The organism is Mesorhizobium sp. B2-5-13 (assembly GCF_006440535.1).
GTDB classification, from domain to species: Bacteria; Pseudomonadota; Alphaproteobacteria; order Rhizobiales; family Rhizobiaceae; genus Mesorhizobium; species Mesorhizobium salmacidum.
In genome coordinates, this window is the sequence record NZ_VFUI01000003.1 from 357,820 (window position 1) to 382,503 (window position 24,684).

At 63.0% G+C, this 24,684-nt stretch carries 28 protein-coding genes and 1 pseudogene; 15 read left to right on the top strand and 14 right to left on the bottom strand.

Features of this window, described 5'->3' with window-relative positions; all coding sequences use genetic code 11:
- Nucleotides 1-83 precede the first annotated feature (83 nt).
- Nucleotides 84-509 carry an Hsp20 family protein gene (locus tag FJ434_RS07855; RefSeq protein ID WP_013893014.1) on the top strand — a complete coding sequence of 142 codons (426 nt, stop codon included), beginning with the start codon at nt 84-86 and terminating at the stop codon, nt 507-509.
- 64 nt (nt 510-573) lie between these two features.
- Complete coding sequence (locus tag FJ434_RS07860; RefSeq protein ID WP_015315721.1) at nt 574-831, top strand: DUF1150 family protein; 258 nt, start codon at nt 574-576, stop codon at nt 829-831.
- A gap of 72 nt (nt 832-903) precedes the next feature.
- Here FJ434_RS07860 and ptsN read toward each other — a convergent pair whose 3' ends face one another.
- From ptsN to lptC, 6 genes are all read right to left on the bottom strand, one after another.
- On the bottom strand, nt 904-1,368 hold the full coding sequence (ptsN, locus tag FJ434_RS07865; RefSeq protein ID WP_027056629.1) for a PTS IIA-like nitrogen regulatory protein PtsN: 465 nt from the start codon (nt 1,366-1,368) through the stop codon (nt 904-906).
- A 57-nt stretch (nt 1,369-1,425) separates the two neighbouring features.
- Nucleotides 1,426-2,010: a ribosome-associated translation inhibitor RaiA gene (gene raiA / locus FJ434_RS07870; protein WP_140745219.1), complete on the bottom strand. Its 585-nt coding sequence runs from the start codon at nt 2,008-2,010 to the stop codon at nt 1,426-1,428.
- A gap of 264 nt (nt 2,011-2,274) precedes the next feature.
- Nucleotides 2,275-3,801 (bottom strand): RNA polymerase factor sigma-54, encoded by a 1,527-nt coding sequence (rpoN, locus tag FJ434_RS07875; protein ID WP_140745217.1) that lies wholly within the window; start codon nt 3,799-3,801, stop codon nt 2,275-2,277.
- 293 nt (nt 3,802-4,094) lie between these two features.
- Nucleotides 4,095-4,913, bottom strand: a complete 819-nt coding sequence (lptB, locus tag FJ434_RS07880; RefSeq protein WP_027143038.1) for an LPS export ABC transporter ATP-binding protein — start codon at nt 4,911-4,913, stop codon at nt 4,095-4,097.
- A complete protein-coding gene (locus tag FJ434_RS07885) occupies nt 4,913-5,509 on the bottom strand; it encodes an LptA/OstA family protein (RefSeq protein WP_140745215.1) in 597 nt (198 codons plus the stop codon). The genes lptB and FJ434_RS07885 overlap by 1 nt, the downstream gene beginning before the upstream one ends.
- Nucleotides 5,496-6,209 (bottom strand): LPS export ABC transporter periplasmic protein LptC, encoded by a 714-nt coding sequence (gene lptC, locus FJ434_RS07890; protein ID WP_140745213.1) that lies wholly within the window; start codon nt 6,207-6,209, stop codon nt 5,496-5,498. The genes FJ434_RS07885 and lptC overlap by 14 nt, the downstream gene beginning before the upstream one ends.
- A gap of 353 nt (nt 6,210-6,562) precedes the next feature.
- Here lptC and sppA point away from each other — a divergent pair, with 353 nt between their 5' ends.
- The 4 genes from sppA to FJ434_RS07910 all read left to right on the top strand — a co-directional run bounded on the left by sppA (nt 6,563) and on the right by FJ434_RS07910 (nt 9,292).
- Complete coding sequence (sppA, locus tag FJ434_RS07895) at nt 6,563-7,519, top strand: signal peptide peptidase SppA (RefSeq protein ID WP_140712032.1); 957 nt, start codon at nt 6,563-6,565, stop codon at nt 7,517-7,519.
- A gap of 79 nt (nt 7,520-7,598) precedes the next feature.
- A complete protein-coding gene (locus FJ434_RS07900; RefSeq protein ID WP_006200394.1) occupies nt 7,599-7,883 on the top strand; it encodes an integration host factor subunit beta in 285 nt (94 codons plus the stop codon).
- Between the two features lie 40 nt (nt 7,884-7,923).
- Entirely contained in the window at nt 7,924-8,289 is a 366-nt protein-coding gene (locus tag FJ434_RS07905; RefSeq protein WP_140745211.1) for a DUF1049 domain-containing protein, read from the top strand.
- A gap of 37 nt (nt 8,290-8,326) precedes the next feature.
- The gene (locus tag FJ434_RS07910) at nt 8,327-9,292 is read left to right on the top strand and encodes an ornithine cyclodeaminase family protein (RefSeq protein WP_140745208.1); all 966 of its coding nucleotides are present in this window, start codon (nt 8,327-8,329) and stop codon (nt 9,290-9,292) included.
- A gap of 80 nt (nt 9,293-9,372) precedes the next feature.
- Here the strand turns inward: FJ434_RS07910 and FJ434_RS07915 are convergent, their stop codons facing one another.
- Nucleotides 9,373-9,822, bottom strand: coding sequence for an EVE domain-containing protein (locus tag FJ434_RS07915; protein ID WP_140745206.1), 450 nt, complete (start codon nt 9,820-9,822; stop codon nt 9,373-9,375).
- Nucleotides 9,823-9,848: 26 nt separating this feature from the next.
- Nucleotides 9,849-9,932 (bottom strand): annotated as a pseudogene (locus FJ434_RS30100) (transcriptional regulator); the annotation flags it as partial.
- A gap of 98 nt (nt 9,933-10,030) precedes the next feature.
- Here FJ434_RS30100 and FJ434_RS07925 point away from each other — a divergent pair.
- From FJ434_RS07925 to FJ434_RS07955, 7 genes are all read left to right on the top strand, one after another.
- On the top strand, nt 10,031-10,516 hold the full coding sequence (locus FJ434_RS07925; RefSeq protein WP_140502988.1) for a DUF1772 domain-containing protein: 486 nt from the start codon (nt 10,031-10,033) through the stop codon (nt 10,514-10,516).
- 89 nt (nt 10,517-10,605) lie between these two features.
- The gene (locus tag FJ434_RS07930; protein WP_140502990.1) at nt 10,606-11,694 is read left to right on the top strand and encodes a class I SAM-dependent rRNA methyltransferase; all 1,089 of its coding nucleotides are present in this window, start codon (nt 10,606-10,608) and stop codon (nt 11,692-11,694) included.
- 1 nt (nt 11,695) lies between these two features.
- Nucleotides 11,696-12,553: an RNA methyltransferase gene (locus tag FJ434_RS07935; protein WP_140712042.1), complete on the top strand. Its 858-nt coding sequence runs from the start codon at nt 11,696-11,698 to the stop codon at nt 12,551-12,553.
- A 13-nt stretch (nt 12,554-12,566) separates the two neighbouring features.
- On the top strand, nt 12,567-13,049 hold the full coding sequence (gene lspA / locus FJ434_RS07940; RefSeq protein ID WP_027143046.1) for a signal peptidase II: 483 nt from the start codon (nt 12,567-12,569) through the stop codon (nt 13,047-13,049).
- Between the two features lie 55 nt (nt 13,050-13,104).
- Nucleotides 13,105-14,094, top strand: coding sequence for an MDR family oxidoreductase (locus tag FJ434_RS07945; RefSeq protein ID WP_140745204.1), 990 nt, complete (start codon nt 13,105-13,107; stop codon nt 14,092-14,094).
- 144 nt (nt 14,095-14,238) lie between these two features.
- Nucleotides 14,239-16,548 (top strand): PAS domain-containing hybrid sensor histidine kinase/response regulator, encoded by a 2,310-nt coding sequence (locus FJ434_RS07950; RefSeq protein WP_140745202.1) that lies wholly within the window; start codon nt 14,239-14,241, stop codon nt 16,546-16,548.
- 241 nt (nt 16,549-16,789) lie between these two features.
- Nucleotides 16,790-17,665, top strand: a complete 876-nt coding sequence (locus FJ434_RS07955) for a GNAT family N-acetyltransferase (protein ID WP_032935138.1) — start codon at nt 16,790-16,792, stop codon at nt 17,663-17,665.
- Nucleotides 17,666-17,769: 104 nt separating this feature from the next.
- Here the strand turns inward: FJ434_RS07955 and FJ434_RS07960 are convergent, their stop codons facing one another.
- A complete protein-coding gene (locus tag FJ434_RS07960; RefSeq protein WP_140745200.1) occupies nt 17,770-18,402 on the bottom strand; it encodes a trimeric intracellular cation channel family protein in 633 nt (210 codons plus the stop codon).
- Between the two features lie 104 nt (nt 18,403-18,506).
- The gene (gene grpE / locus FJ434_RS07965; RefSeq protein WP_140745198.1) at nt 18,507-19,139 is read right to left on the bottom strand and encodes a nucleotide exchange factor GrpE; all 633 of its coding nucleotides are present in this window, start codon (nt 19,137-19,139) and stop codon (nt 18,507-18,509) included.
- Between the two features lie 237 nt (nt 19,140-19,376).
- Here grpE and FJ434_RS07970 point away from each other — a divergent pair, with 237 nt between their 5' ends.
- Together FJ434_RS07970 and FJ434_RS07975 are read left to right on the top strand one after the other, a co-directional pair.
- Nucleotides 19,377-19,586 carry a hypothetical protein gene (locus FJ434_RS07970; protein WP_140745195.1) on the top strand — a complete coding sequence of 70 codons (210 nt, stop codon included), beginning with the start codon at nt 19,377-19,379 and terminating at the stop codon, nt 19,584-19,586.
- A 79-nt stretch (nt 19,587-19,665) separates the two neighbouring features.
- Nucleotides 19,666-20,688: a fatty acid desaturase gene (locus tag FJ434_RS07975; RefSeq protein WP_140745193.1), complete on the top strand. Its 1,023-nt coding sequence runs from the start codon at nt 19,666-19,668 to the stop codon at nt 20,686-20,688.
- A gap of 79 nt (nt 20,689-20,767) precedes the next feature.
- On the opposite strand, the gene FJ434_RS07980 is transcribed toward FJ434_RS07975, so the two are convergent.
- The 4 genes from FJ434_RS07980 to FJ434_RS07995 all read right to left on the bottom strand — a co-directional run bounded on the left by FJ434_RS07980 (nt 20,768) and on the right by FJ434_RS07995 (nt 24,661).
- Entirely contained in the window at nt 20,768-21,388 is a 621-nt protein-coding gene (locus FJ434_RS07980) for a DJ-1/PfpI family protein (RefSeq protein ID WP_140745191.1), read from the bottom strand.
- A 159-nt stretch (nt 21,389-21,547) separates the two neighbouring features.
- Nucleotides 21,548-22,081 carry a DUF934 domain-containing protein gene (locus FJ434_RS07985; RefSeq protein ID WP_140745188.1) on the bottom strand — a complete coding sequence of 178 codons (534 nt, stop codon included), beginning with the start codon at nt 22,079-22,081 and terminating at the stop codon, nt 21,548-21,550.
- Nucleotides 22,082-22,251: 170 nt separating this feature from the next.
- Nucleotides 22,252-23,016 carry a phosphoadenylyl-sulfate reductase gene (locus FJ434_RS07990; protein WP_027143056.1) on the bottom strand — a complete coding sequence of 255 codons (765 nt, stop codon included), beginning with the start codon at nt 23,014-23,016 and terminating at the stop codon, nt 22,252-22,254.
- Nucleotides 22,991-24,661: a nitrite/sulfite reductase gene (locus FJ434_RS07995; RefSeq protein ID WP_140745185.1), complete on the bottom strand. Its 1,671-nt coding sequence runs from the start codon at nt 24,659-24,661 to the stop codon at nt 22,991-22,993. Before FJ434_RS07995 ends, FJ434_RS07990 begins: the two co-directional genes overlap by 26 nt.
- Between the last annotated feature and the right edge of the window lie 23 nt (nt 24,662-24,684).

A 24,684-nucleotide genomic window follows, 5' to 3' on the forward strand; every position in this document is an offset into this window, starting at 1 on the left:
TGGGGCGGACCATATCAAGACCATCGGGAAAAATGCCATTTGGGTTTTTCCAGTTTATGTCGCTCTTGAGAGGACAGTGTAACATGAGCCGAATGACGCCTTTCTCCAGCCCGCTTCTCCTGGGTTTCGACGCCATGGAAAAGACCCTGGAGCGTCTGGCGAAGTCCGGTGACAGCTACCCTCCCTACAACATCGAGCGCCTCAGCGGTGCCGACGGCAAGGCCGAAAGGCTACGCATTACACTTGCTGTCGCCGGTTTCGCCGAAAGCGATCTCGATGTGACAACGGAGGAAAACCAGTTGGTCGTGCGCGGCCGTCAGACCGACGATACCGAGCGCGAATTCCTTCATCGCGGCATTGCCGCACGCCAGTTCCAGCGCTGCTTCGTGCTGGCCGACGGCATGCGCGTGATCGCGGCGGAGCTGAAGAACGGCCTTTTGTCGATCGACCTCGATCGGCCGGAGTCTGAACGGCTGGTACGGAAAATAAATATATCGGTGAAAGACTGATCTTCACTGATGGCTCTCATGCGGGATGGCCTTGAGCGGCGTCCTCGCGCCAAGGAGGCTTGAAATGACCAGAACTGACGAAACCATCACCATGACCAGCGGCGAGTTCGCCCATCTCGGCGAAGGCTCGGTCGCCTATCTGCGCAAGGTCTCGAGCGATGAACTGCTCGGCCGCTTCCCCAACATCGGCGAAATCGCGCCCGGTATGGAGCTGTGGGCCCTGTTTGGCGCCAACGGCCAGCCGATCCTGCTTTCCGATGCGCGTGACCGTGCCTTGGCCGGCGCCATGGAAAACGACCTGACCACCGTCGCCATTCATTAAAGTCGGCCAGCGGGTTAACTGAAAAGGGCCGCTCACGGCGGCCCTTGGGGTGATATCTTAAAAAAGATGGCTTCAGGCCGCGTGCGAGGCCTGTGTGTCCGACAAAAGCGCGTGGATCGCCGCGGCGTCGCGCGTCCCCCTGACCTTGGCCACCGTGTCGGCGTCGCGCAGCACGCGCGCGATGCGCGACAGCGCCTTGAGGTGATCGGCACCCGCCCCTTCCGGCGCCAGCAGCAGAAACACCAGATCGACCGGTTGGTCATCCAGCGATTCGAAATCGACCGGGGTTTCCAGCCGGGCGAAAACGCCGGCGATGCGCTTCACGCCGGCGAGCTTGCCGTGCGGGATGGCGATGCCGTTGCCGACGCCGGTCGAACCCAGGCGTTCGCGCTGCAGGATGGTGTCGAACACCTCCCGTTCCGGGATGCCCGAAATCGCCGCGGCTCGCTCGGACAGCAATTGCAGAAGCTGCTTCTTGGAGTTCGCCTTCAACGCCGGCAAGATCGCCGGAACGCTGATAAGATCGCTCAGATCCATGCTTGAAAATCCTTGTTCGCCTGCCGCGCCAGTCCCCACCCCTCGTGCGGCCGGCTTTTATCCCTGTGCGACTTTGGTCGTGGACGGATCGATCCAGCCGATGTTTCCGTCGGGCCGGCGATAGACAATGTTGAGGTGATCGGTTCCGGCATTGCGGAAAACAACCACCGGACTGTCCTTGGTATCGAGCTCGATGACGGCTGAGGCCACCGACATGGTCTTCAGCGTCATGGTTGATTCGGCCACGATGGCCGGTGCGAAATCCTCTGGGATTTCCTCATCGTCATCGGCAAGCGGTGCCATCACGGCATAGGCAATGTCGGTCAACTCGCCATTGGCATTGCCCGAATTGTGCGATTTCAGACGGCGCTTGTAGCGCCGAAGCCGGGTCTCCAGCCGATCGGCAGCGGCCTCGAAGGCGAGCGTCGGATCCTGGGCATCGCCGGTGGCCTGCAGCGAGGCGCCGGAATCCAGCCTAATCATGCAATCCGCCGAATAGCGCGAGCCCGATTTGATGACGGTGACGTGCCCCGCGAAGCCGCGATCGAAATATTTGCCGATCGCTTCACCGACACGATCGTTAATGCGTGTGCGGAACGCATCGCCGATATCCATGTGCTTTCCCGAAATGCGCAGATTCATCTGAAAACTGACCTTCCTTGCTCAGGCTTCAAACTGGCCCGAGTTTATACTCGTGATCCGTGCGCACAAGCTTTGCGGCGTCACTCGCGCCGATTTAAATCCGAACTTTCCGGTTGATCACAAGCCGCCTTCTTGACCGTCCCGGGTCATTGTCGTGACGGACCATCCGCTAGCGGGCATCAAGCCCGTCTCATGCGGGCGGGCTTCTAGCCACTTCACCGTGGCTTGTCAATGAAACTCGAAAACTGTGGAAATCGCGAGTGCCTAACGGCCGGCGCTGGCGAGCGCCCGCTTCTCGCGCCGGCGCTGCACTGATGAGGGAATATTCATGCCTTCCCGGTACTTGGCGACCGTGCGACGGGCGATATCGACGCCGCTTTCCCTCAGCATGTCGACGATAGCATCGTCCGACAGCACATCGACGGGCTTCTCTTCGTCGATCATTTGCTTGATGCGATCACGCACCGCTTCGGAGGAATGCGCATCGCCACCACCCGATGCCGCGATCGAGGCGGTGAAGAAATAGCGCAGTTCGAACACGCCGCGCGGGGTGAGCATGTATTTGTTCGCGGTGACCCGGCTGACCGTCGATTCGTGCATGCCGATGGCGTCGGCCACCGTGCGCAGGTTGAGCGGCTTCAGGTGGCGCACGCCATGGACGAGGAAAGCATCCTGCTGGCGCACGATTTCCGAGGCCACTTTGAGGATCGTCTTGGCCCGCTGGTCGAGGCTGCGTGTCAGCCAGTTGGCATTCTGCAAGCACTCGGCCAGGAAGTCCTTCTCAGCCTGGTTCTTCGCGTGCGGCGACACTTGGGCGAAATAGATATGGTCGACCAGCACGCGCGGCAGCGTTTCGGCGTTGAGTTCGACGGTCCAGCTGCCGTCATTGGCCGCCCGCACCTCGACATCGGCGACGATCGAGTCGCTGGCGCCGCCTGAAAACGCCATGCCGGGCCGTGGGTCGAGCGCCCGGATTTCGGCCAGCATGTCGAGCAAATCCTCCTCATCGACGCCGCAGAGCCGCTTAAGCGTCTGGAAATCGCGGCGCGCCAGCAGTTCGAGATTGGCGATCAGGGCCTTCATGGCCGGATCGAGCCGGTCACGCACCGCAAGCTGCAGGGAAAGGCATTCCGCGAGATCGCGGGCAAACAGGCCGGCCGGCTCGAAGGTCTGGCATACGGCCAGCACCTTGCCCACCGCCACGCCGTCGGTGCCAAGCCGCCCTGCGATCTCCGCCAGATCGGCCCTGACATAGCCGGTCTCGTCGAGCCCATCGGCAAGTTCTCCGGCGATCAGCCGCGGTACGGGATCGGTGAAGGCGAGCGCGATCTGCTCGCCGACATGGTCGCGCAGCGTGATCGCGCTCGCCGCCATGTCGCCGGCATCGAGCCCCTCGGAAGAGGAGCCGCCGCCACTGCCCGAAGCCGATTTCCATTGCGCCGTCAGGTCGGGCCCGAGCCGTTCGCTGGTGCCGGGATCATCGGGAAACAGGTTTTCCAGGGACGTATCAAGCTTTTCCGAGATCGCCTCGGCGCTCCATGCCGTCTCGCTCTCGAACCAGTCGCCATCGGGCGCCGCTTGCGGCTCAGCCTCGAGCTTCTGCGCCTGATCGCTCGCGGCATCGTCCTGCGGCTCGGCGCGCTCGAGCAGCGGGTTGCGCTCGATCTCCTCGTCGATGAAATGCTCGAGCTCTGCATGGGTAAACTGCAGCAGCCGAATCGACTGCATCAGCTGCGGCGTCATCACCAGCGACTGCGACTGTCGGAGCTGTAGTTTCGCCGCCAATGCCATGGTTCGGTTTCAAACGCCTCCTCTACGCGTCCGGACTTCCGGAATGAATTTCTCGGCCGGCCATAGAAACTGGCCCGGCTTTTGCTTGTCAAGGCAAAGCCTAGCAAAACTCGCTTACCGGAGCGTTATTGCGGATCAAAATCGCGGAAAACTGGTCGTCGGCGCGCAAAAAATCGTATCAGGAAACAAATTTCACGCTGAGAGCGTTTCCAGGAGCCGGGAAAAAATGGCTTTCCGATCGGAATTCGTGAAAACCGAGACGGGACGGTTCGCTGTTTCAGACAGCGAACGTCTCAGAGCGTGAAACCCTCGCCGAGATAAAGCCGCCGCACGTCGGGATTTGCCACCACTTCGTCGGCGCGGCCATGGGTCAGCACCTGGCCGGCATGGATGATATAGGCACGGTCGATGAGGCCGAGCGTCTCACGCACATTGTGGTCGGTGATGAGGACACCGATGCCGCGCGCTGTCAGGTGACGCACCAGTTGCTGGATGTCGGCGACGGCGATCGGATCGATGCCGGCGAAGGGTTCGTCGAGCAGCATATAGGCCGGGCGCGTCGCCAGCGCACGCGCGATTTCCAGGCGCCGCCTTTCGCCGCCCGAGAGCGACATGGACGGCGCCTTGCGCAGATGGCTGATGTGAAATTCCTCGAGCAGTTCGTCGAGGCTGCGCTCGCGAACCTTGCGGTCCTTTTCGACCACTTCGAGCACGGCGCGGATGTTCTGTTCGACATTGAGGCCGCGGAAGATCGAGGCCTCCTGTGGCAGATAGCCGATGCCGAGGCGCGCGCGGCGATACATTGGCATCGAGGTGACGTCGAAGCCGTCGATCTCGATAGTGCCTTCATCCACCGGCACCAGGCCGGTGACCATGTAGAAACAGGTCGTCTTGCCGGCGCCGTTGGGGCCGAGCAGCCCGACGGCTTCGCCAGCGCGCACGCCCAGCGTGACGCCGCTAACGACCTTGCGGCCCTTGTAGCTCTTGGTCAGGCCCTTGGCGATCAAGGTTCCCTTGAACTTCGCCTTGTCGACGGTGATCGCGGCCGGAGCCGAAAGCTTGCCTGCGGCCCGTCCCGGAAGACGCGCCGTCAGCGACGACAGGCTGGCCATCAGGGGTTCGTCGCTCCCGATTTCGACGCATCCGATTTCGGCGGTGGTGTGATCGACATCACGACGCGTTTGCCAGCGCATGGATCAACCTGGGCCAGCCCGGTTTTCATCTGCACGACGAGTTTGCAGCCGACCAGGACATTGTCGTTTTGCGAGAGCACCACCTTCTGACCCGAAAGCACCAGAACCTGGCTCTTCATGTCGAAGCTGCCTTGATCGGCGGTGGCGACCTGCGCATCCGACTTGATGTAGACCTTGTCGGAGATCTCCAGGTGATCGATGTTGGCGGAGCCGGTCATCGCCGCACCTGCCGCTTCCGACCCCTTGGCAGCGGCATTGGGATCCTTGACGTAATAGACCGTCATCTTGCCGGCCTTCATCAACGTCGGCCCCTGGACGACGCTGACATTGCCTGTGAAGATGGCGACACTCTCGGCCTGACGAACCTCCAGCTTGTCGCTTTCGATCTGGATCGGCTTGTCGCCGGACAGTTTGAGACCTGATTGGGTGGTGGACTGCGCCAGTGACGGCACCAGTCCGAGCAGCAGCAACGCCGAAGTTGCAGCCGCGAGCCGCGTCGAACTACTGAGCCGCATTGGTTTCTCCGCTGTTTCCCTCTGCCGTCTTCATGGCGGCGGAATCGATGTTGACGCGCACTTTATTCTCAAAAACCAGAACCTTGCCATTGTCCTGGACCGACATCGTATTCGCCGTGATCCGCGACCCGTCATGGCTGACGTCGACCGGATCGCCCGTCTTCATAGTGCCTTTGCCCATGTCGAGGAAGACCGATTTGAACTTGGCTTGCATGCCGTCGGTCGTGGTGATGACAACGTCGCTGGTCAGGTTCATCGTGTTGCCGTCGCGATTGTAGGTACCGTGCGAGGCTTTTACCGCCGCGACATTATCGGGCGCGATCGGCACCTTGGCGTCGATGCCTTCGAGTTCGATGATGCCTTGCGTGCTCACATCTTGTATCGCCCGCAGCGCCGTCATCGAATAAGGCTGCTTCTGCTTGGTGAAACCGTTGAGTTTGGGATTGGCCATTACCAGCTTGCCGTTGGAGAAGGCGGTGCCTTCGGCCTGCACCGCGACGGAGATGGGCGCGGCGAAATAGGAATAGACCGGGAAGGCCACGGCGATCAACGCCGCGGCCAAGGGCACGGCGAATTTGAGCACGCGCACGCGGCGCGAATGACGCTGGGCGCGGTCGAAAGCTTCGCCCCGCGTCCAGCCATCCGCCGGGGGAGCCAACTCCGTCTCCGGGCTGGTCGGTTCATTCGGTCGCGCTAACATGACTGCTTTCTTCCAAAACCCTGCCCAGGAGCCCCGCCTATAGGTGGGACGCCAGCGCCCTCACGCAAGCACAAGCCGACGAAAACCGCAAAAATGTGACAGCTGCCGTGCACAAACAAAACCGGGTCAGCGCAACAGCCAGTGCTTCATAGCAGAAATAGACGCCCTTGCGTCTTTTTTCATTACTGAAGTTCTTCGCACTTACCTCGCGTCGCTCGCATAGGCCAGTCACAAAAAAGACAGCATATGGACCGTCGCGCGCGGATCGCCGCGCCATGTGCGGGACGGAACTGCTTCCCGATGAAGACATCATGGTCTAAAAGCGTCTCTTCCCGCTGACTGTGAGGCTGACGATGGCATTGAGAGCCGACGACCTGATCGACCGCCGCCGCTTGCGGCGCAAACTGACTTTCTGGCGTGTTGCGGCCTTTGGTATCGTGGCGCTCGGCGTGATTGCGCTGTCGACCTGGTTCTATGGCGACGATTTCGGGGGCTTTGCCGTCGACCACATCGCCAAGGTCAGGATCGAAGGCACCATCACCGAGGACGACGAACTGATCAAGCGGCTGGAGACCATCCGCCAGTCGCCGAAAGTAAAAGGCGTGATCCTGGTGGTCGATTCTCCTGGCGGCACGACCGTCGGCGGGGAGTCGATCTACGAGGAGGTGCGCAAGCTCGCCGCCGACAAGCCTGTCGTGGCCGAGGTCGGCACGCTCGCCGCGTCGGCGGGCTACATGATCGCCAGTGCCGCCGACCATATCGTCGCCCGCAAAACCTCGATCGTCGGCTCGATCGGCGTGCTGATCCAGTATCCCGACGTGAGCGGCCTGATGGACAAGCTCGGCGTCAAGCTGGAGGAGGTGAAATCCTCGCCGCTGAAAGCCTCACCCTCGCCCTTCAAGCCGACCAATGACGACGAACGCGCCATGGTCCGCAAGCTCATCCTGGACAGCTACGACTGGTTCGTCGGCATCGTCGCGGAACGCCGCAAGATGACCCACGAACAGGCGCTGGCGCTCGCCGACGGTTCGATCTTCACCGGCCGCCAGGGTGTTGCCAACGGGCTGATCGACGCCGTCGGCGGCGAGTCCGTGGCGATCGACTGGCTGGCGACCAAGGGGGTCGATGCCAAACTCAAGGTGGTCGAGTGGAAGGACACGGAACGGCGCGGCGGTTTCCTGTGGTCGAAGGCGATGGCACGCACGGTCGCCGGCGCGCTCGGCCTGCCGGACTCCGGCGGCGACGTCATCCATGAACTTGGCGCCGACCGCTTGTTTCTTGACGGTCTCGTTTCCGTCTGGCACCCTTGAGACGCGTTGGGACAGCTGAAAAAGCAAATAAAATCATCCTGATAATTTTGGCCGAACTGCTTTCACGGGGACCCGTCTGATGATCAAGTCCGAGCTTGTGCAGATTATTGCCACGCGCAATCCGCATCTTTTCCTGCGCGACGTCGAAAACATCGTCGGCGCGATCTTCGATGAAATCACTGACGCGCTTGCCGAGGGCAACCGGGTCGAATTGCGCGGTTTCGGCGCTTTTTCGGTGAAGAACCGACCTGCCCGCACCGGCCGCAACCCGCGCACCGGCGAATCCGTCGAGGTCGAGGAGAAATGGGTGCCGTTCTTCAAGACCGGCAAGGAACTGCGTGAAAGACTGAACGGCGGCAAGTAGCCGGACGGCTTGTCCCGGCCCGCTTGCGACGGAAAATATCATGCTCAACCGCTTCATACTTATCGTGATCTTCGTGCCCCTGGCGATCATCCTGATCGCTTTGGCCGTCGCCAACCGCGAACTCGTCGCCTTCACGCTGGACCCGTTCAATCCCGGCAATCCGAAGCTGACGCTGACCTTGCCGCTGTTTATTTTCCTGTTCCTGGCGCTCGCCGTCGGCATGGTCGTCGGCAGCCTGGCGACCTGGGTCAAGCAGGGCCGCTACCGCAAACTGGCGCGCCAGCGCGGCGTCGAGGCGGAAAACCTGCGCCAGGCGGTCCGCGCGCCTTTAGTGCCGCAAGCCCCGGTCCAAGCGTCGGCCCCAAAGTCAGGCCCAGGGTCGGCATTGCCGAAGCCCACCAATTGAAGCGTCGGCCGGCGCATTTCTTTTCATGGAGCCTTTCATGCTGACCATTTCGGCCGCCGAGGTCGATCGTGCGCTGACCTTTCCTGGTCTGGTCGAGACGCTGCGCACGGCATTTCGCGAGGGCGCGGTGCAGCCGGTCAGGCATCATCACGCGGTCGAAAGGCCTGACGGTGCGGCGTCGACCCTGCTGCTGATGCCGGCCTGGACCGACTTTCAAGCCGCGGGCGGTTCCGCCGGCGGCCATATCGGAGTCAAGATCGTCACCGTCTCGCCCGACAACAACACCATCGGCAAGCCCGCCGTGATGGGGCTCTACCTCCTGCTCGACGGCGGCACCGGCGAACCGGAAGCCCTGATCGACGGCCAGCGGCTGACGCAGTGGCGCACGGCCTGCGCCTCGGCGCTCGCGGCGTGCTATCTCGCCCGTGACGATGCCTCGCGGCTGCTGGTGGTCGGCGCCGGCGCGCTGTCACCCTTCCTGGCCAAGGCGCACAGCGCCGTGCGACCAATCAAGACCATCCGCATCTGGAACCGCACCCCGGCCAACGCCGAGAAAGTCGCGGCCGATCTGTGCGCCGAGGGCTTCGCGGCCAGCGCGGCGACCGATCTCGATGCCGAGCTTGGCCAGGCCGACATAGTCTCCTCGGCGACAATCACCACCACGCCGCTGATCAAGGGTACGCTTCTGCGGCCGGGAACCCATGTCGATCTGGTTGGCGGCTTCACCCCGACGATGCGCGAAAGCGATGACGACGCGATCATGCGCGCCCGCGTCTATGTCGACACACGCGCCGGCGCCACCAAGGAGGCCGGCGACATCGTCCAGCCACTGGCCTCCGGCGTGCTGAAGCCGGAAGCCATCGTCGCCGACCTGCACGAACTGGCGCGCGGCCAAAGGGAAGGCCGCGGCAGCCCTGACGAGATCACGCTGTTCAAGTCGGTTGGCGCGGCACTCGAGGACTTGGCCGCCGGCATTGCCGTCTACAAGGCGCTCAGGGGCTAATGCATGTCGCCCGGAACTGTCCTCGGTTCCGGGATAACGACATGCATAAAATCAGAAGCTTGCAGCAGGTCGGGCGAATCCTATTCGCCGCGACATGCTGTAGTCGAAGCGAGTTTGGCGCTCATCGCCTTTGCGATCAGGCCGAAATCGGCCGCGCTGATCGGAAACAGACCAAAGCGCAACTGGTAACCCCAGTTCGATTTGCCGTTGGTGAATTCCAGCCTCGCAAGCAATGGCTTGATCGGCGCTTCCTCGGCCTGCGCCCAGTCGACATCGCGGCGCAATGGCGTGAAGCCGCCGCCCATGTCGCCTTGGTAGGGGTGTCCTTCCCGTACCGTGCCGATGGCCGTGAACGCCTGCAGACCGTCTTTCTCCCCCAAAACGGTGGTCGGCGAGTAATAGACGATGCCGTCGCCAGACCTGATGCGGTGCAGCGGTGCCGCCTTGCCGTGGTTGACCTGCATGAAGCCGCCTTGCCGGCCGCGCTGGACATGGTCGGCCGACGTTACCGCGATCCAACACGCGCTCATTTCTGTTCCCCATTGGCCTGTTCTCCGTCGGCCAATGCTTGCCCGCCCACCGGCCGGCGGTGCCGGCGCAGCGACTGGATTAGGTCAAGCAGGCGTTCGGAACGGGACATGGACGCTATCCGGGGGTGGTAAACGATAGGGCCAGCGCTGAGGCAACGGCAAGTGGCGACGGTTCGGAACGGCTTCGGCCCGGAACCGTTGTCGCGTCATGCGACTATATGGCTTCCTGCTCTTCTGGTCTGTCTTGACCGCCACGATCGCTGCGCTCAGCCTCGGGCCGTCCTTCGCCCATGTCCTGGAATCGGCGCCCCGGCTCACCCGGTGGTCCCCGGCGCTTTGGCGCGAGGCCACCGTTTTCAACGGGCAGTTCCTGCTCTTCGCTATCATCGGCGCGCCGCTGGATGTCGCGGCGGTCGCCTGCCCGGGACTGCTCGCATGGTTGCTGCGCGAGGATCGGCCGGCGTTCTGGTTCGCACTAGGCGCCGCCTTGCTCTATGCGCTATCCTTGGTGCTTTGGTTCGTTCTCGTCAAACCGGCCAATAACGTTCTCGCCACCTGGGTGCCGGGCCCGATTCCGGACAATTTCGAAGCCATACGGCTGCGCTGGGAGACCGGCCACATGGCCGTCACGGCGGCCAAGGCTGTCGGCTTCGTTTCGCTGGTTGTCGCCCTGCTTTCGATCGGGCGTGGCTGAGCCTCCGCAACCGCAATGTCGCGCGGGTTTGTTGCGCCGATGGGCATAGCTGTGGCAGAAGCGGGCCGAACCGCCGGAGAAGCTGCCTCTTGAAGTCTTTTCGCGTCAAACGCCGCGACGGCCGACCGCACCCAGCGAAGAGCGGGACCGTACAGCCGCGCCCGGCCGAGGATCGTTCCGCGGTCAAGCCAGATGCCAGGCCGCGCGAACAACACAATGTGAAACCGGAAAACCGCTTCGAGCCGAAATCCGCGCCGCGCATCCTCGCCCGCCGCGAAGGCGCCCTGCCCGCTGAGCACCTTCCGGTAATCCTCGAAGTAGCTCCCAACGCAGATTACGCGCTGCTCGACAGCGGTGCCGGCCAAAAGCTTGAACAATACGGTCCCTACCGCATCGTGCGGCCCGAAGGCCAGGCGATCTGGCAGAAGGCTCTGCCGGCAAGGGACTGGGAGCGGGCCGACGCGATCTTTACCGGAGACACCGACGAGGAGGGCATCGGCCGCTGGCGTTTTCCCAAGACACCGCTCGGCGAAACCTGGCCGATGAAGCATGACGGCATCGATTATCTCGGCCGTTTCACCTCGTTTCGCCATGTCGGCGTCTTTCCCGAGCAGGCCTCGCACTGGGACCATATGGCGGACCTGATCGCGGCGGCCAGGCGCCCCGTCAAGGTGCTCAACCTGTTCGGCTATACCGGCCTTGCCTCGCTGGTGGCGGCGCGCGCGGGTGCGGAGGTCACCCATGTCGACGCCTCGAAGAAGGCGATCGGCTGGGCGCGCGAAAACCAGGAGATTGCCGGTCTTGGGGCCAAGCCGATCCGCTGGATCGTCGACGACGCGGTGAAGTTCGCCGAACGCGAGGAGCGTCGCGGCAGCCGCTACGACATCATCCTCTTCGACCCGCCGGCCTATGGCCGCGGCCCCAAGGGCGAAGTGTGGCAGTTGTTCGAGGACCTGCCTGATTTGACGGACCTCTGTCGCTCGATCCTGACCCCAAAACCGCTTGCCGTGGTTCTGACCGCCTATTCGATCCGTGCCTCCTTCTTCGCCATCCACGCTCTGATGCGCGACACCTTTGCCGGCATGGGCGGCAAGGTTGAATCGGGCGAGCTGATCATCCGTGAAAAGTCCGTCGGCCGGGCGCTTTCGACTTCACTGTTTTCGCGCTGGGTGGCCTGACATGAACGAACGGCATGCCGGCGCACCAGGCCAGGTGAAGGAAGTCACCAGCCTTGCCAATCCGCTGGTCAAGGACATCAAGGCACTTGCCTTGAAGAAATTTCGCGACCAGCAGAACGCCTTCATGGCCGAAGGGCTGAAGCTGGTCATCGATGCGCTCGATTTGGGCTGGCAGATCAGGACGCTTGTTTTCGCCAAGGCCGGACGCGGTAACGCGGCCGTGGAAAAGGTCGCGGCGCGCACCGTTGCCGCCGGCGGCACCGTGCTCGAAGTATCGGAAAAGGTGCTTGTCGCCATCACCCGCCGCGACAATCCGCAAATGGTGGTCGGCGTCTTCTCGCAAAAATTCCTGGCCCTGAAGGACATCCGTGCCGACAATGGCGATGTCTGGGTGGCGCTCGACCGGGTGCGCGATCCAGGCAATCTCGGCACCGTCATCCGCACCGTCGATGCCGTCGGCGCCAGGGGCATCATTCTGGTCGGCGATACCACCGATCCGTTTTCTGTGGAAACTGTACGCGCCACCATGGGTTCCATTTTCGCCGTGCCTGTGGCGAAGGCAACGACCGAGGCATTCCTGGCCTGGCGCGGCGGCTTTTCGGGTCTCGTTGCCGGCACGCATCTGAAAGGCGCGGTCGACTACCGCTCGGTCGATTTCTCCCGCGGGCCGGTGCTGCTGATGATGGGCAACGAGCAGCAGGGCTTGCCCGAAAGCCTGGCGGCAAGCTGCGACAGGCTGCTCAGGATTCCGCAGGCGGGCCGCGCCGATTCGCTCAATCTCGCGGTCGCCACCGGCATCATGCTGTTCGAGATCAGGCGCGGTGCGTTGAAACTCGAACCAATCCCGGACCAGCAATGAGGGTTGCCCAATCGTGAAATCATGGTCTCCCTACGCGCTGCTCGTCATCGTGGCCATCGCGCTCGACCAATGGATAAAGGCACTGGTCGAGGCCGGCCTGCCCTTCCAGGAAAAGCTTGACCTCCTGCCCTTCCTGGCGCTGTTTCGCACCTATAATACGGGCATCGCCTTCTCGATGTTCTCCTCCTTCGGCGATACCGGTCTCGTGGTCATCGCCGTGCTGGTCGTCGCCTTCGTGCTTTACCTCGCCACGCGCACGCCATCGGGCCATGTCATCGCCCGCATCGGCTTTGCCCTGATCATCGGCGGCGCGCTGGGCAATCTGATCGACCGTGCCGTCTACGGCCATGTCATCGATTACATCCTGTTCCACACGCCGGTCTGGTCCTTCGCCGTCTTCAACCTTGCGGACGCCTTCATTTCCGTGGGCGCGGCGCTGGTCGTCTTCGACGAACTCATCGGCTGGCGGCGTGAACCCACGCCTTCGAACGATTGACCCCACGCTGCCATCGCCGCACAGTCACACGCCAAGCAAGTTCGCGGAGAAAAAGATGACCGAAACCTTCAAAGCCATCCTTGTTTCGCGCGATGCCGAGAAAAAACAGTCGGTCGCCGTGACTGATCTTACCGACGCCGATCTGATGGAGGGCGACGTTACCATCGCGGTCGAGGCGACGACGGTGAACTACAAGGATGGACTGGCCATCTCGGGCAAGGCGCCGGTGATCCGCCGATGGCCGCTGGTGCCGGGCATCGACCTTGCCGGCACCGTCATCTCCTCTTCCAATCCCGACTGGCGCAAGGGCGACAAGGTCATCCTGAATGGCTGGGGCGTTGGCGAGACCCATTTCGGCGCCTATGCCGGGCGCGCCCGCGTGAAGGGCGACTGGCTGGTGCCTCTGCCGGAAGGCATGAGCGCGCATGATGCCATGGCGGTCGGCACCGCCGGCTACACGGCCATGCTCTGCCTCATGGCCCTGGAGCGGCACGGCATCCTGCCCGATCGCGGCCCTGTAGTGGTTACGGGCGCTGCCGGCGGCGTCGGTTCGGTCGCGGTCTCGATCCTGTCCAGCCTCGGCTACCATGTCATTGCCTCGACCGGCCGCAATGCCGAAAGCCCTTATCTGATCAACCTCGGCGCCGCCGAAGTGATATCGCGCGACGAGCTCAACCAGCCCGCCAAGCCGCTGGCCAAGGAGCGTTGGGCCGGCGGCATCGATTCGGTCGGCAACCACACGCTGGCCAACGTCCTGTCGATGACCTCCTATGGCGGTGCGGTCGCCGCTTGCGGCCTGGCCGGCGGCATGGATCTGCCGTCGAGCGTGGCGCCCTTCATCCTGCGTGGCGTCTCCCTGCTCGGCATCGATTCGGTGGCGGCGCCGAAGGCAGTACGCCTCGAGGCGTGGCGGCGCATCGGTGCCGATCTCGATGTCGACAAGCTCGCCAGTCTGTCCACGACCATCGGCTTCGACGGCATCATCGGTGCGGCACACGACATCGTCGATGGCAGGATCCGCGGCCGCGTCGTCGTCGACATGTGACCCGTCTAAGGGGTCGCGGGCGCCGGACGGAATTGCCACATCAGCTGGTAAATCCGTCGCCGCCCAGGCAAAAACGCCCAATCCGCTAAAATTCGAACGATCCCCCGCAATTTTCCATAATCTCTGTCTGGCAAAGGATTTCGCATGATCGCGGAATCCGACAGCCAACCGGTCGACGCAGGCGACGGTATCGATGCAGGTGACGACATCGATGCGGCACCGGCGCAAGCCCCGGCGTCTGCGCGGCGGTTTATCGCCGCGCCGCCGCTGGTGCCCGATCAACAACCGGCCAAGCGGGAAGGCCTGCCGATCCTGACCTTCGTTGTCATGGCGCTGGCAGGCCTCTCCTACCTGACCGGGGGCCCGGCCTTCATCAGCGTGGCGTTGCTGGTAACCGGCCTTGCCGGCCTGGCCATGCATCTGCACGCCAGACGCAGCGTGCGCCGCAATACGGTCATGCTTGACGAAACCACCGCCCGCAACCGCGCCGAGATCGAGACGCTGGCCGATCGCATGTGGGAGATGCAGGAAAGCGAGGAGCGCTTTCGCGGTCTCATCGATGCGCTCGGCGACCTCGTCATCCATCGCGACCGCGACGGTTACATCGTCTATGCCAACAAGGTGTTCGCCGACCTTGTCGAAACCGATCAGCGCGACCTTGCCGGCAAGACGCTGGCCGAGCTCGGCATCGAGGTCGGTATCGTTCCCGATGCCGCTTTCTCCGACCATGAATGCCTGAGTTCCACCGACGTTGAAATCCGCACGCCGACCGGCCCGCGCTGGTTCTCGTGGATCGAGCTGTCGGTGCGCGACAAGGACAGCAATGCCGTCTCGCATCGCGCCATCGCCCGCGACATCACCGCACGCAAGCGCGCCGAATCATCCATGATCACCGCGCGCGAGCGCGCTGAGTTCGCAAGCCAGGCCAAGTCGCGCTTCCTCGCCACGGTCAGCCATGAGATCCGCACGCCGATGAACGGCATCATGGGCATGGCCAGACTGCTCGCCGACACCAGGCTGTCGCCGGAGCAGCAGACCTATGTCGGCGCCATCTCGACTTCGGCCAGCGCCTTGCTTGCCCTGATCGAGGACCTGCTCGACTATTCCAAGATCGAGGCCGGACGCTTCGATCCCGAACCGCAGCCGATGTCCGTGCGTGAGATCGCCGACAACATCATCGAATTGATGGCCGCACGCGCCTTCGCCAAGAATATTGGCCTCGGCTGCCATGTCGAACCGGATGTGCCGCAATTGATCACAGCCGATCCGGGCCGGGTCAGGCAGGTGCTGCTCAACCTCATCGGCAACGCCATCAAGTTCACCGACAGCGGCGGCGTTCTGGTCATCGTCGCGCGCGCCCGCACCGAGACCACCGACCGCATCTGCTTCACCATCGCCGATACCGGTCCGGGCCTGCGCGACAAGGACATGGAGCGCATCTTCGAGGAATTCGAGCAGGCCGACGGCACCTCGACGCGCCCGCATGGCGGTGCCGGACTGGGACTTGCCATCTCCAAGCGCCTGGTGGCCGCCATGGGCGGCGCGATTTCGGTTTCCAGCCGGCTTGGCCAGGGATCGGAATTCGTCTTCGAAATTCCCGCTATATCAGCCACCGAGCCGCCGCAGGGCCGGATGAACGCGCTTGCCGGGCGACGCGCCGTGATCCTGTCCAAGAACACCGTCGAGGCCGACGCCATCGCCCGCACCATCCGCGCCAATGGCGGCGCGGCCGGCATGGCCACCACCGTGGCTCAGGCCGCTTCCTTTGCCGACGGCTGCGACGTGCTTCTGGTCGACGCGGCCCTGGAAGAGAGTGACGGAAGGCTGCTCAAGCGGCTTCGTCAACATGGGTTCGCCAATTGCGAAGCCATCACGCTGATTGCCCCCACCGACCGCGGCATGCTTGGCGAGTTTCGCGGCAGCGGCTACGCGACATTCCTTGCCCGGCCAGTGCGCGGAGGAACACTCTTGCGTGTCCTTTTGAGCAGCCACGCACCGGTCCTTGCCACGCCGCAGCCGGAAAAACGCCGCGCACCGGCGCTTCGTGCGTCAGGCGAACGCCAGCAGGGCCTGTCCGTGCTGATCGCAGAGGACAACGACATCAATGCCATGCTGGCCCGTGCAACGTTGCTGAAAGCCGGACATCGCGTCAAGGTGGTCGGCAATGGCAAGGCCGCCGTCGAGGCGGTCACGGGCGCCGGCCACAACCGCCGTTTCGACGTGGTGCTGATGGATCTGCATATGCCGGTCATGGACGGGCTGGACGCCATTGCCGCGATTCGTCGCCATGAGGAGGAGACATCCGTGCCGCCCGTGCCGATCATGGTGCTGTCAGCCGATAGCCAGGAAAAGACCCGCCATGCGGTGCTTGCCCACGGCGCCAGCGGCTTCGTCACCAAGCCGCTTGACCCTGAGGCGCTGGTCAGCGCCGTCGAAGGCCAGGTCGCCGCTTGAGCCGCCTTTTCCCGGTGCGTGGCTGACGAAGACCACCAAAAAAAGCAGCACGGTTTCGGCACCCGCGAACACGACGCACCTGGGGCCTTGTGACGCAACATAGCCGGTTGACCGCTTTCGCCAGCCGACGAAGTATTGCCCGCGACGCCGTATCACGGTACTGTCACAATCCTGTTGCACCTACACCGTATCCCCGTGCCAAGAGGGATGGCTCGAAGGAGAATCACTCGTGCATACAGTTATGCCGGAATGTGACACTCGGCCGAACGCCAGCAGCGCCTTGCTCGCCGGACGTAATGTCGATTCCGTCATAAAAGGCGCAGCGCTCGGCCGTATCGGCAACCTCGAAGTGCGGCTTGCCCGCAACGAGGCCGAGATCGCGGCCGCGCAGGAAGTGCGTTACCGTGTATTTTATGATGAGCTTGGCGCCAGGAAGGATCTGTTCCAGGCGCAGGACCGCCGCGACGCCGACCGTTTCGACCCGCTCTGCGACCATCTGCTCGTCCTTGATACCACGCTTTCCGGCCCTGAGCACCGCCGCATCGTCGGCACCTATCGCTTGCTGCGGCAAGAAATCGCAGCAACCGCCGGCGGCTTCTATTCCGAAGGCGAATTCGAGCTGACCAAGCTCATCGCCCGTCATCCCGGCCAGCGTTTCCTCGAACTCGGCCGCTCCTGTGTTTTACCCGAATACCGTTCGAAGCGCACCATCGAGGCGCTGTGGCAAGGCATCTGGGCCTATATCAATCATTACGAAATCGGCGTGATGACCGGTTGTGCCTCATTCCACGGCACCGTGCCTGCGGCGCATGCCGAGGCGCTCACCTATCTCGCCCATCATTGCCGCACAAACTCGGCCTGGGACGTGCGGGCTGTGTCCGAACGTTATTGCTCCATGGACCTGATGCCGATCGAGGCGGTCAACACCAAGGCGGCGATCGCGGCGATGCCGCCTCTGGTCAAGGGCTATCTGCGGGTAGGCGCTCGCATCGGCGATGGTTGCGTCATCGACCGCGAATTCTCCACGGTCGACATTTTCGTCGTGATGCCGGTCAAGGAGATCGGCGCACGCTACGTCAATTATTATGGCGGGGAAGCGCAGCGCTTCGCCGCGTGACGCTAGCGAATAGCGAATAGCGAATAGCGAATAGCGAGAGCTGCGCCGCAACCATGCGTTCTGCCAACCCTATTCGCTACTCACTACTCACTATTCCCTTCTTTTCACGGAATGTCTTCCGGCCGCCGGCCGGGCCGGCTCTTGTAGGATGGAAAGGTCCAGCCGAAACGGAGCGCACCGCCGCGCACCGCGAACGCGGCGGCGAAGCCGGCCAGCTCTGAAACGATCGGCGGCAATCCTGTGACGTCGCCAGCCGTGAAGATTGCAGCGCCCGCGAGAGCGGCCGTAACATAGATCTCCGGCCTCAGCAGCACCGAGGGTTCACCGGCCAACAGATCACGCAGGATGCCGCCCGACGTGGCGGTGAGCACGCCGGTGACGACGGAAACGACCGGCGAACTGGTAATGGCCAGACCCTTGGCCGCACCCATCACCGAAAAAGCGGCCAACCCGATGGCGTCGAGCCAGAGCAGCCACTTCCAGCGGGATTCGACACGGTGCGCACCAAAGAACACCAGCACCGCGACCGCCGCGCAGATCAGCACGTAGCTGGAGTTGGCGACCCAGAAAACCGGCAGATTGAGGATGACGTCGCGAAGCGTGCCGCCGCCGATACCGGTGACGCTGGCCAGGAACAGGAAACCGATAATGTCGACCTGTTTGCGCGACGCCGCCAACGCCCCTGTCGCCGCGAAGACGGCAACGCCGGCATAGTCGAGAAGGGCGATGGGGTTCATGGGTTAGGGGAGCAGGGGAATAGGGAATAGGGGAATATGTTTAGCACGAAGCCGCTTGATTCATACGGCTTCCTGTTTCTTTTCCCTACTCCCTATTCCCCTACTCACGCATCCTTCTCGGCCTGCTCATTGACCGGCCCTGGCTCGACCGGCGCGTCGGCCGCGATTTTCGGGCCGCCCTTGGCGACGCCGACCATGGCTGGGCGCAGCACTCGCTCGCCGATCGAATAGCCCGGCTGCACGACCTGGACCACGGTGTTGGCAGGGACATCGGGATTGGGAACTTCGAACATCGCCTGGTGGAAATTGGGATCGAACTTCTCGCCTTCCGGAGCGAGTTTCTTGACTCCATGCCGTTCCAGCGCCGACAGCATGGCGCGCTCGGTCAGATCGACGCCTTCGATCAGTGCCTTGAAGCCGGCATCCCCCGACGCCTTGGCCTCGGCGGGAATGGCATCCAGCGCGCGGCGCAGATTGTCTGACACCGACAGCATGTCACGGGCAAAATTCGCCACCGCGTAGGTGCGCGCGTCGTGCACGTCGCGCGCGGTGCGGCGGCGCAGGTTCTCCATCTCGGCCGCGACGCGTAGTGCGCGGTCCTTCAGCTCTTCGTTTTCCTTCAGCAGGCGCACAAGCGCTTCATAATCGCCATCGATGCTGCCTTCCGTACGCTCGACATTGGCCTCGGTCGCCTCGGCTTCACTGGGCGCGCGTTCGTCTTTTGCCTGGTCGCTCATCGCCGTTTCCCGTCATCTCGAATGGTATGGATTTGTGCCCGATATCGAGGTTCGCAGGCCAAAAATCAAGGGGAAAGCGACCGTGAGGACCTTTCACCGGACTGGAAGGCACCAAGGCGGTAGTCCGATTTTAATTCAAATTTTACCGTGCTTGCCGGCTTTGCTTGCCACAAGGCCGTGATGCGGGAACCATTCCGTCGCTGGAGGAGTTTGGGACCCGACGCAGGATTTGAACCGATGACCCGCAACAAGCTCGAAAAAACAGAAAGGCTCGCTGCGGAGGTTCGGCGCCAGATCGGCGCCGAGGCGATGAAGCGCTTTCTGCGCACCTTGCCAGCCTTCCGCACCGAAACCGACATCCCGGACCGCTTCGGGCAATTGCTCGACCACCTCGACAGGGTCGAGGATGACGACGTCGGCTGGCGACGGGCAGTGAGGATCGACTAGGCCTTACGCGACAATTACGCACAGTAACTTTACGTGATCATCGGCTTGCGGTGGCGGCGCACCCCGCCTATGCTTCCTGATGAACATGATTTCCCCCGAAGCGGCGGCCAATAGCAAGCGCGCCTGGCTCAAGATTCTGGCGCGCTACAAGAAGCCTGACAGGCGGCGCAGCGCACTCGAACTTGCCATCACCCTCATTCCCTTCGCCACTCTGTGGGCTCTGTCGTCCGCGGCCTATGCCTATGGTCATTGGTGGGGACTGATCCTCATCTTGCCCGCGGCCGGATTCCTGGTGCGGATTTTCATGATCCAGCACGATTGCGGCCATGGCTCCTTCTTTGCCAATCGCCATGCCGATGACTGGATCGGTCGTGCGCTGGGCATCTTGACGCTGACGCCTTACGACTGCTGGCGGCGCGCCCATGCCACGCATCATGCCAGCGCCGGCAATCTCGACGAGCGCGGCATGGGAGACATCAGGACGTTGACCGTCGCCGAATACCGGCGGATGTCCTGGCGGGGCCGTCTGGTCTACCGTCTCTACCGCCATCCCCTGGTGATGTTCGGCCTGGGGCCGGTCTGGCTGTTCATCTTCTCGCAAAGGCTGCCCGTCGGCATGATGCGCGGCGGCCTGACGCCCTGGGTTTCGTCAATGACCACCAATCTTGGCATCGCGCTTGCCGCGGCCATCCTCATCTGGGTCATTGGTCCCGGCGCGTTCCTGATTGTCCATCTGCCGATCGTCATTCTCGCCGGTTCGGCCGGCATCTGGCTGTTCTATGTCCAGCACCAGTTCGAGGAGACCGCGTGGGCGAAGGATGGGGAATGGGAGTTCCAGCACGCCGCCCTGCACGGCTCGTCCTATTACGACCTGCCGCCGGTGCTGAACTGGCTCACCGGCAATATCGGCGTTCACCACGTCCACCACCTCTCCGCCAGGGTGCCCGGCTACCGGCTGCAGGAAGTGCTGCGGGACTATCCCGAGTTGCGCGGTATCGGCCGCGTCACGCTGCTCGAGAGCCTGCGCTGCGTCAAACTGGCCTTGTGGGACGAAAGCCGCAGCAAGCTGATATCGTTCCGCGAGGCACACGCGGCGCTATAGGCGCGGTCCACGCAGCGGACAAGGGGCCGGATGAGAAGCAGCGCAAAGCTTCTCAACCGTCCGGCCAGTCCTCAAAGCCTCAGGCCGCCTGCCGCTCGTCGCGCATCAGGATCTCGCCATGGCGGATCTCAGTGCCCAGCACCTTCAGGCATTCGCGGATGAAATTGGACAAGCCCGGCCAGCCCTTTGCCGAAACGAGATTGCCGTCGACATGGGCTCCGTTCGGCGCGACGTCGATATAGATGCCGCCCGCCAGCGTCACCTCCGGCTCGCAATAGTGAAGCGCCGCCACTTCCCTGCCCCGCACCACGCCGTCGACCGCGATCAGGATCTGCACGCCATGGCAGATGGTGAAGATCGGCTTGCCTGTCTCATGGAAGTGCCGCACCAGCGCCTGCACGCGCTTGTCGATGCGGATGTATTCGGGACCGCGGCCGCCCGCCGCGTAAACGGCATCGCACTGGGCCGGATCCACGTCGGAAAACGTCTTGTTGAGGATATAATCGTGGCCGGGCTTTTCGGTGTAGGTCTGGTGGCCTTCGAAATCGTGCAGCGATGTCTTCAGCACGTCGCCGGCCTTCTTGTCCGGGCAGACGACATGCACGGTGTGGCCGACGGCATGCATGGCCTGTTCAAAGACGAAAATTTCATATTCCTCGCTGAACTCGCCAACGAGCATCAATATCTTCTTGCCAGCCATTCCCGGTTCCTCCCTTGGGGCCATTATTTCGGAACCCGAAATAATGGCATTATCCTAAGGGCAAGATGATGCAAGGAAAAGCGCAAATCGCACAATTGGTACGACCAGTTTGCGTCTTCCTCGATTGAGAGAGAGCTTTGGGCCTTCCTAGAAAACGCGTCAGCTGCTGCGAAGGCGCCGCCAGGAATATTTCGGACCCTTGGGCTCCGCTATGGCCGCAGGCTGGTAGTAAAGTCCCAACCCGCCGGTGCGGCCCTCTTCCAGGCGCTTCAAGAGCACTGGATTCGAGACCTCGAACTCGTCGAAGCCAAGCCGCAGCATGTGCGGCAACGGGTCGACCAGGACTTGCCCGGTGGCACGCAGCGCGCCCGTGAAATGATAGCGGCTGCGTAGCAGTTCGCCCTTGGAGAAGGAGCGGCCGTCACCGAAGGCCGGGAAGGCCAGCGCCACCAGCGACAGTTGGTCGAGCAGATCGGCGATCTTCTCGAGCTGATCGCCGGGCTGCAGCAGGGCGCCGAGCCGCTCCTTCGCCGAGCGGCGCACCTCCGGGTCGAGGTCGAGGAACGCCTGCAGCGGCAGGATGAAGCGGCCATTGCCGGAAAGCGCATCGGCGCTTTCGGCATGGATCCACTCGTCCTCGCGAAAACCCTCCGGGGTCCAGAGCCGGGTCTCCGGTGTCGTCGGTTCAGTCATCAAAATTCCCAAAAATTCGAAGCGCTCAAGGGTGTGTTGAAATTCAGGTCAGGCCGCGTCGAAAACGGTTGTTTCCGAGAACCGGAGCGGAGCGTACTTGAAGTACATGAGCACCGGAAGCTCAGGAAGCTGCCGTTTGCAGGCCGGCCTCACCTGAATTTCAACATACCCTATAGCGATGCGTCGGTCAGCGACACTTCCAGTCCCGACAGGTGAATGCCGCACTCGGTCTTGGCGTGACCGGCCCAGCGGCCGCTGCGCGCGTCCTCGCCCGGCTGCACCGGCTGCGTGCAGGGAAAGCAGCCGATCGACAGATAGCCATAGGCGACCAGTGGATTTTCGCGCAGCGCATGCGCGCGCATGTAGCCGGCCTGATCCGACGTCGTCCAGCGCGCCAGCGGATTGATGCGGATGCGCGGGCCGACCGCCTCGAACACTGGAAGTGCGGCCCGCGTCGAGGCCTGGAAGCGCTTGCGGCCTGTGAACCAGGCGCGGAAGGGTGCGATGCCACGTGCCAGCGGCTCGACCTTGCGCACGTCGCAGCAGGCATCGGTGTTGTTCTGGTGCAGATTGCCGGTCGGATCGATCCGTTCGAGCGCCGCTTCGTCGGGCTTGATCACCCGGATGTTAGTCAGCCCGAAATCGGCGACCAGCGCGTCGCGATAGCCGAGCGTCTCCTCGAAATGCTTGCCGGTATCGAGGAAGACGACCGGCAGCGTGCGGTCGATCTTGGCGATCATGTGCAGCAGCACCGCCGAATCTGCGCCGAACGAAGACACGGCGGCGATCTCGTCGTGAAACAGCTCATTGGCCGATCGTTCGATGATCTCGATCGGGCTGAGATGACCGTAGAGCGCGTCAAACCCCGCCGCCTTGGCGGCGGCGCCGTCCTCGACGTCGACAATATGGTCAAGCGGCCTTGGCTTCGCCAGCATAGAGCGCCTCCTTGAACGGCGCGGGACCGACACGGCGGTAGGCGTCGATGAATATTTCGTGTGGGTTGAGCCGAAGGCCGAGATAGGTATCGACGATCGTCTCGATGGCGTCGGTGATTTCTTCCGAAGAGAAGCCGCGGCCGATGATCTCACCGACGGAGGTGTTTTCGTCGGCGGAACCGCCGAGCGTCACCTGGTAAAGTTCGGAGCCCTTCTTCTCGACACCCAGGATGCCGATATGACCGACATGGTGGTGGCCACAGGCATTGATGCAGCCGGAGATCTTCAGCTTCAGCTCGCCGATCTCGCGCTGCCGCTCCAGCGAAGCGAAGCGTTGCGAGATTTCCTGTGCGATCGGGATCGAGCGCGCGGTCGCCAGCGCGCAATAGTCAAGACCCGGGCACGAGATGATGTCCGAGATCAGGTTGGAATTGGCCGTCGCCAGCCCGATGTCGACCAGCGCGTCATAGACTGTCTTGAGGTCGGCGCGCGCCACATGCGGCAGGATCAGGTTCTGCTCGTGGCTGACGCGAAGCTCGTCGAAAGCGTATTTTTCGGCGATGTCGGCGACCGCTTCCATCTGGCTGTCGGTCGCATCGCCCGGCACCTCGCCGATACCCTTGAGTGAGATCGTCACCGCCGCGTAGTCGGGGTGGCGGTGCGTCACCACGTTCTGGTCGAGCCAGTCAGAGAAGCCCTTGGAATCCAGCCGCGCCACCTTGACCGCCGCGTCGCCGTCCGGCCGCCCGGTCAGCGCCGGCGGGGCGAAATAGGCCTCGATGGCGCGAATGTCGGCCTCCGGCAGCTTCAGCTCCGCGTCCTTCAACTCCTGCCACTCGGCCTCGACCTGGCGGGTGATTTCCTCGGCGCCGGTCTCGTGGACCAGGATCTTGATGCGCGCCTTGTATTTGTTGTCGCGGCGGCCATAGAGATTGTAAACGCGCAGGATCGCCGTGCAGTAGGACAGAAGGTCGGCTTCCGGCAGGAAGTCGCGGATCTTCCTCGCCACCATCGGCGTGCGACCCTGGCCGCCACCGACATAGACGGCGAAGCCGAGCTCGCCGGCGGCGTTCTTCTTCAGATGCAGGCCGATGTCATGCGTCTGGATGGCGGCTCGGTCGCGCTCGGCTCCCGTCACCGCGATCTTGAACTTGCGCGGCAGGAACGAGAATTCCGGATGCACCGACGACCATTGCCGCAGGATTTCCGCATAGGGACGCGGATCGGCGACCTCGTCGGCGGCCGCCCCGGCAAAATGGTCGGCGGTCACATTGCGGATGCAATTGCCGCTGGTCTGGATGGCGTGCATCTCCACGCTGGCCAGGTCCGCCAGGATCGCCGGAATGTCCGACAACGCCGGCCAGTTGAACTGGATATTCTGGCGCGTGGTGAAGTGGCCGTAGCCCTTGTCGTATTTGCGGGCGATGTGGCCCAGCATGCGCAGCTGCTTGCCGTTCAGTGTGCCGTAAGGCACAGCGATGCGCAGCATATAGGCGTGCAGTTGCAGATAGACGCCGTTCATCAGCCGGAGTGGCCGGAACTGGTCCTCGGTGATCTCGCCGGACAGCCGGCGCTCAACCTGGTCGCTGAACTCGGCGACGCGGGCCTGGACAAAATCGTGGTCGAACTCATCGTAACGGTACATATTTCGTCTTTCAGGGCGCGTCC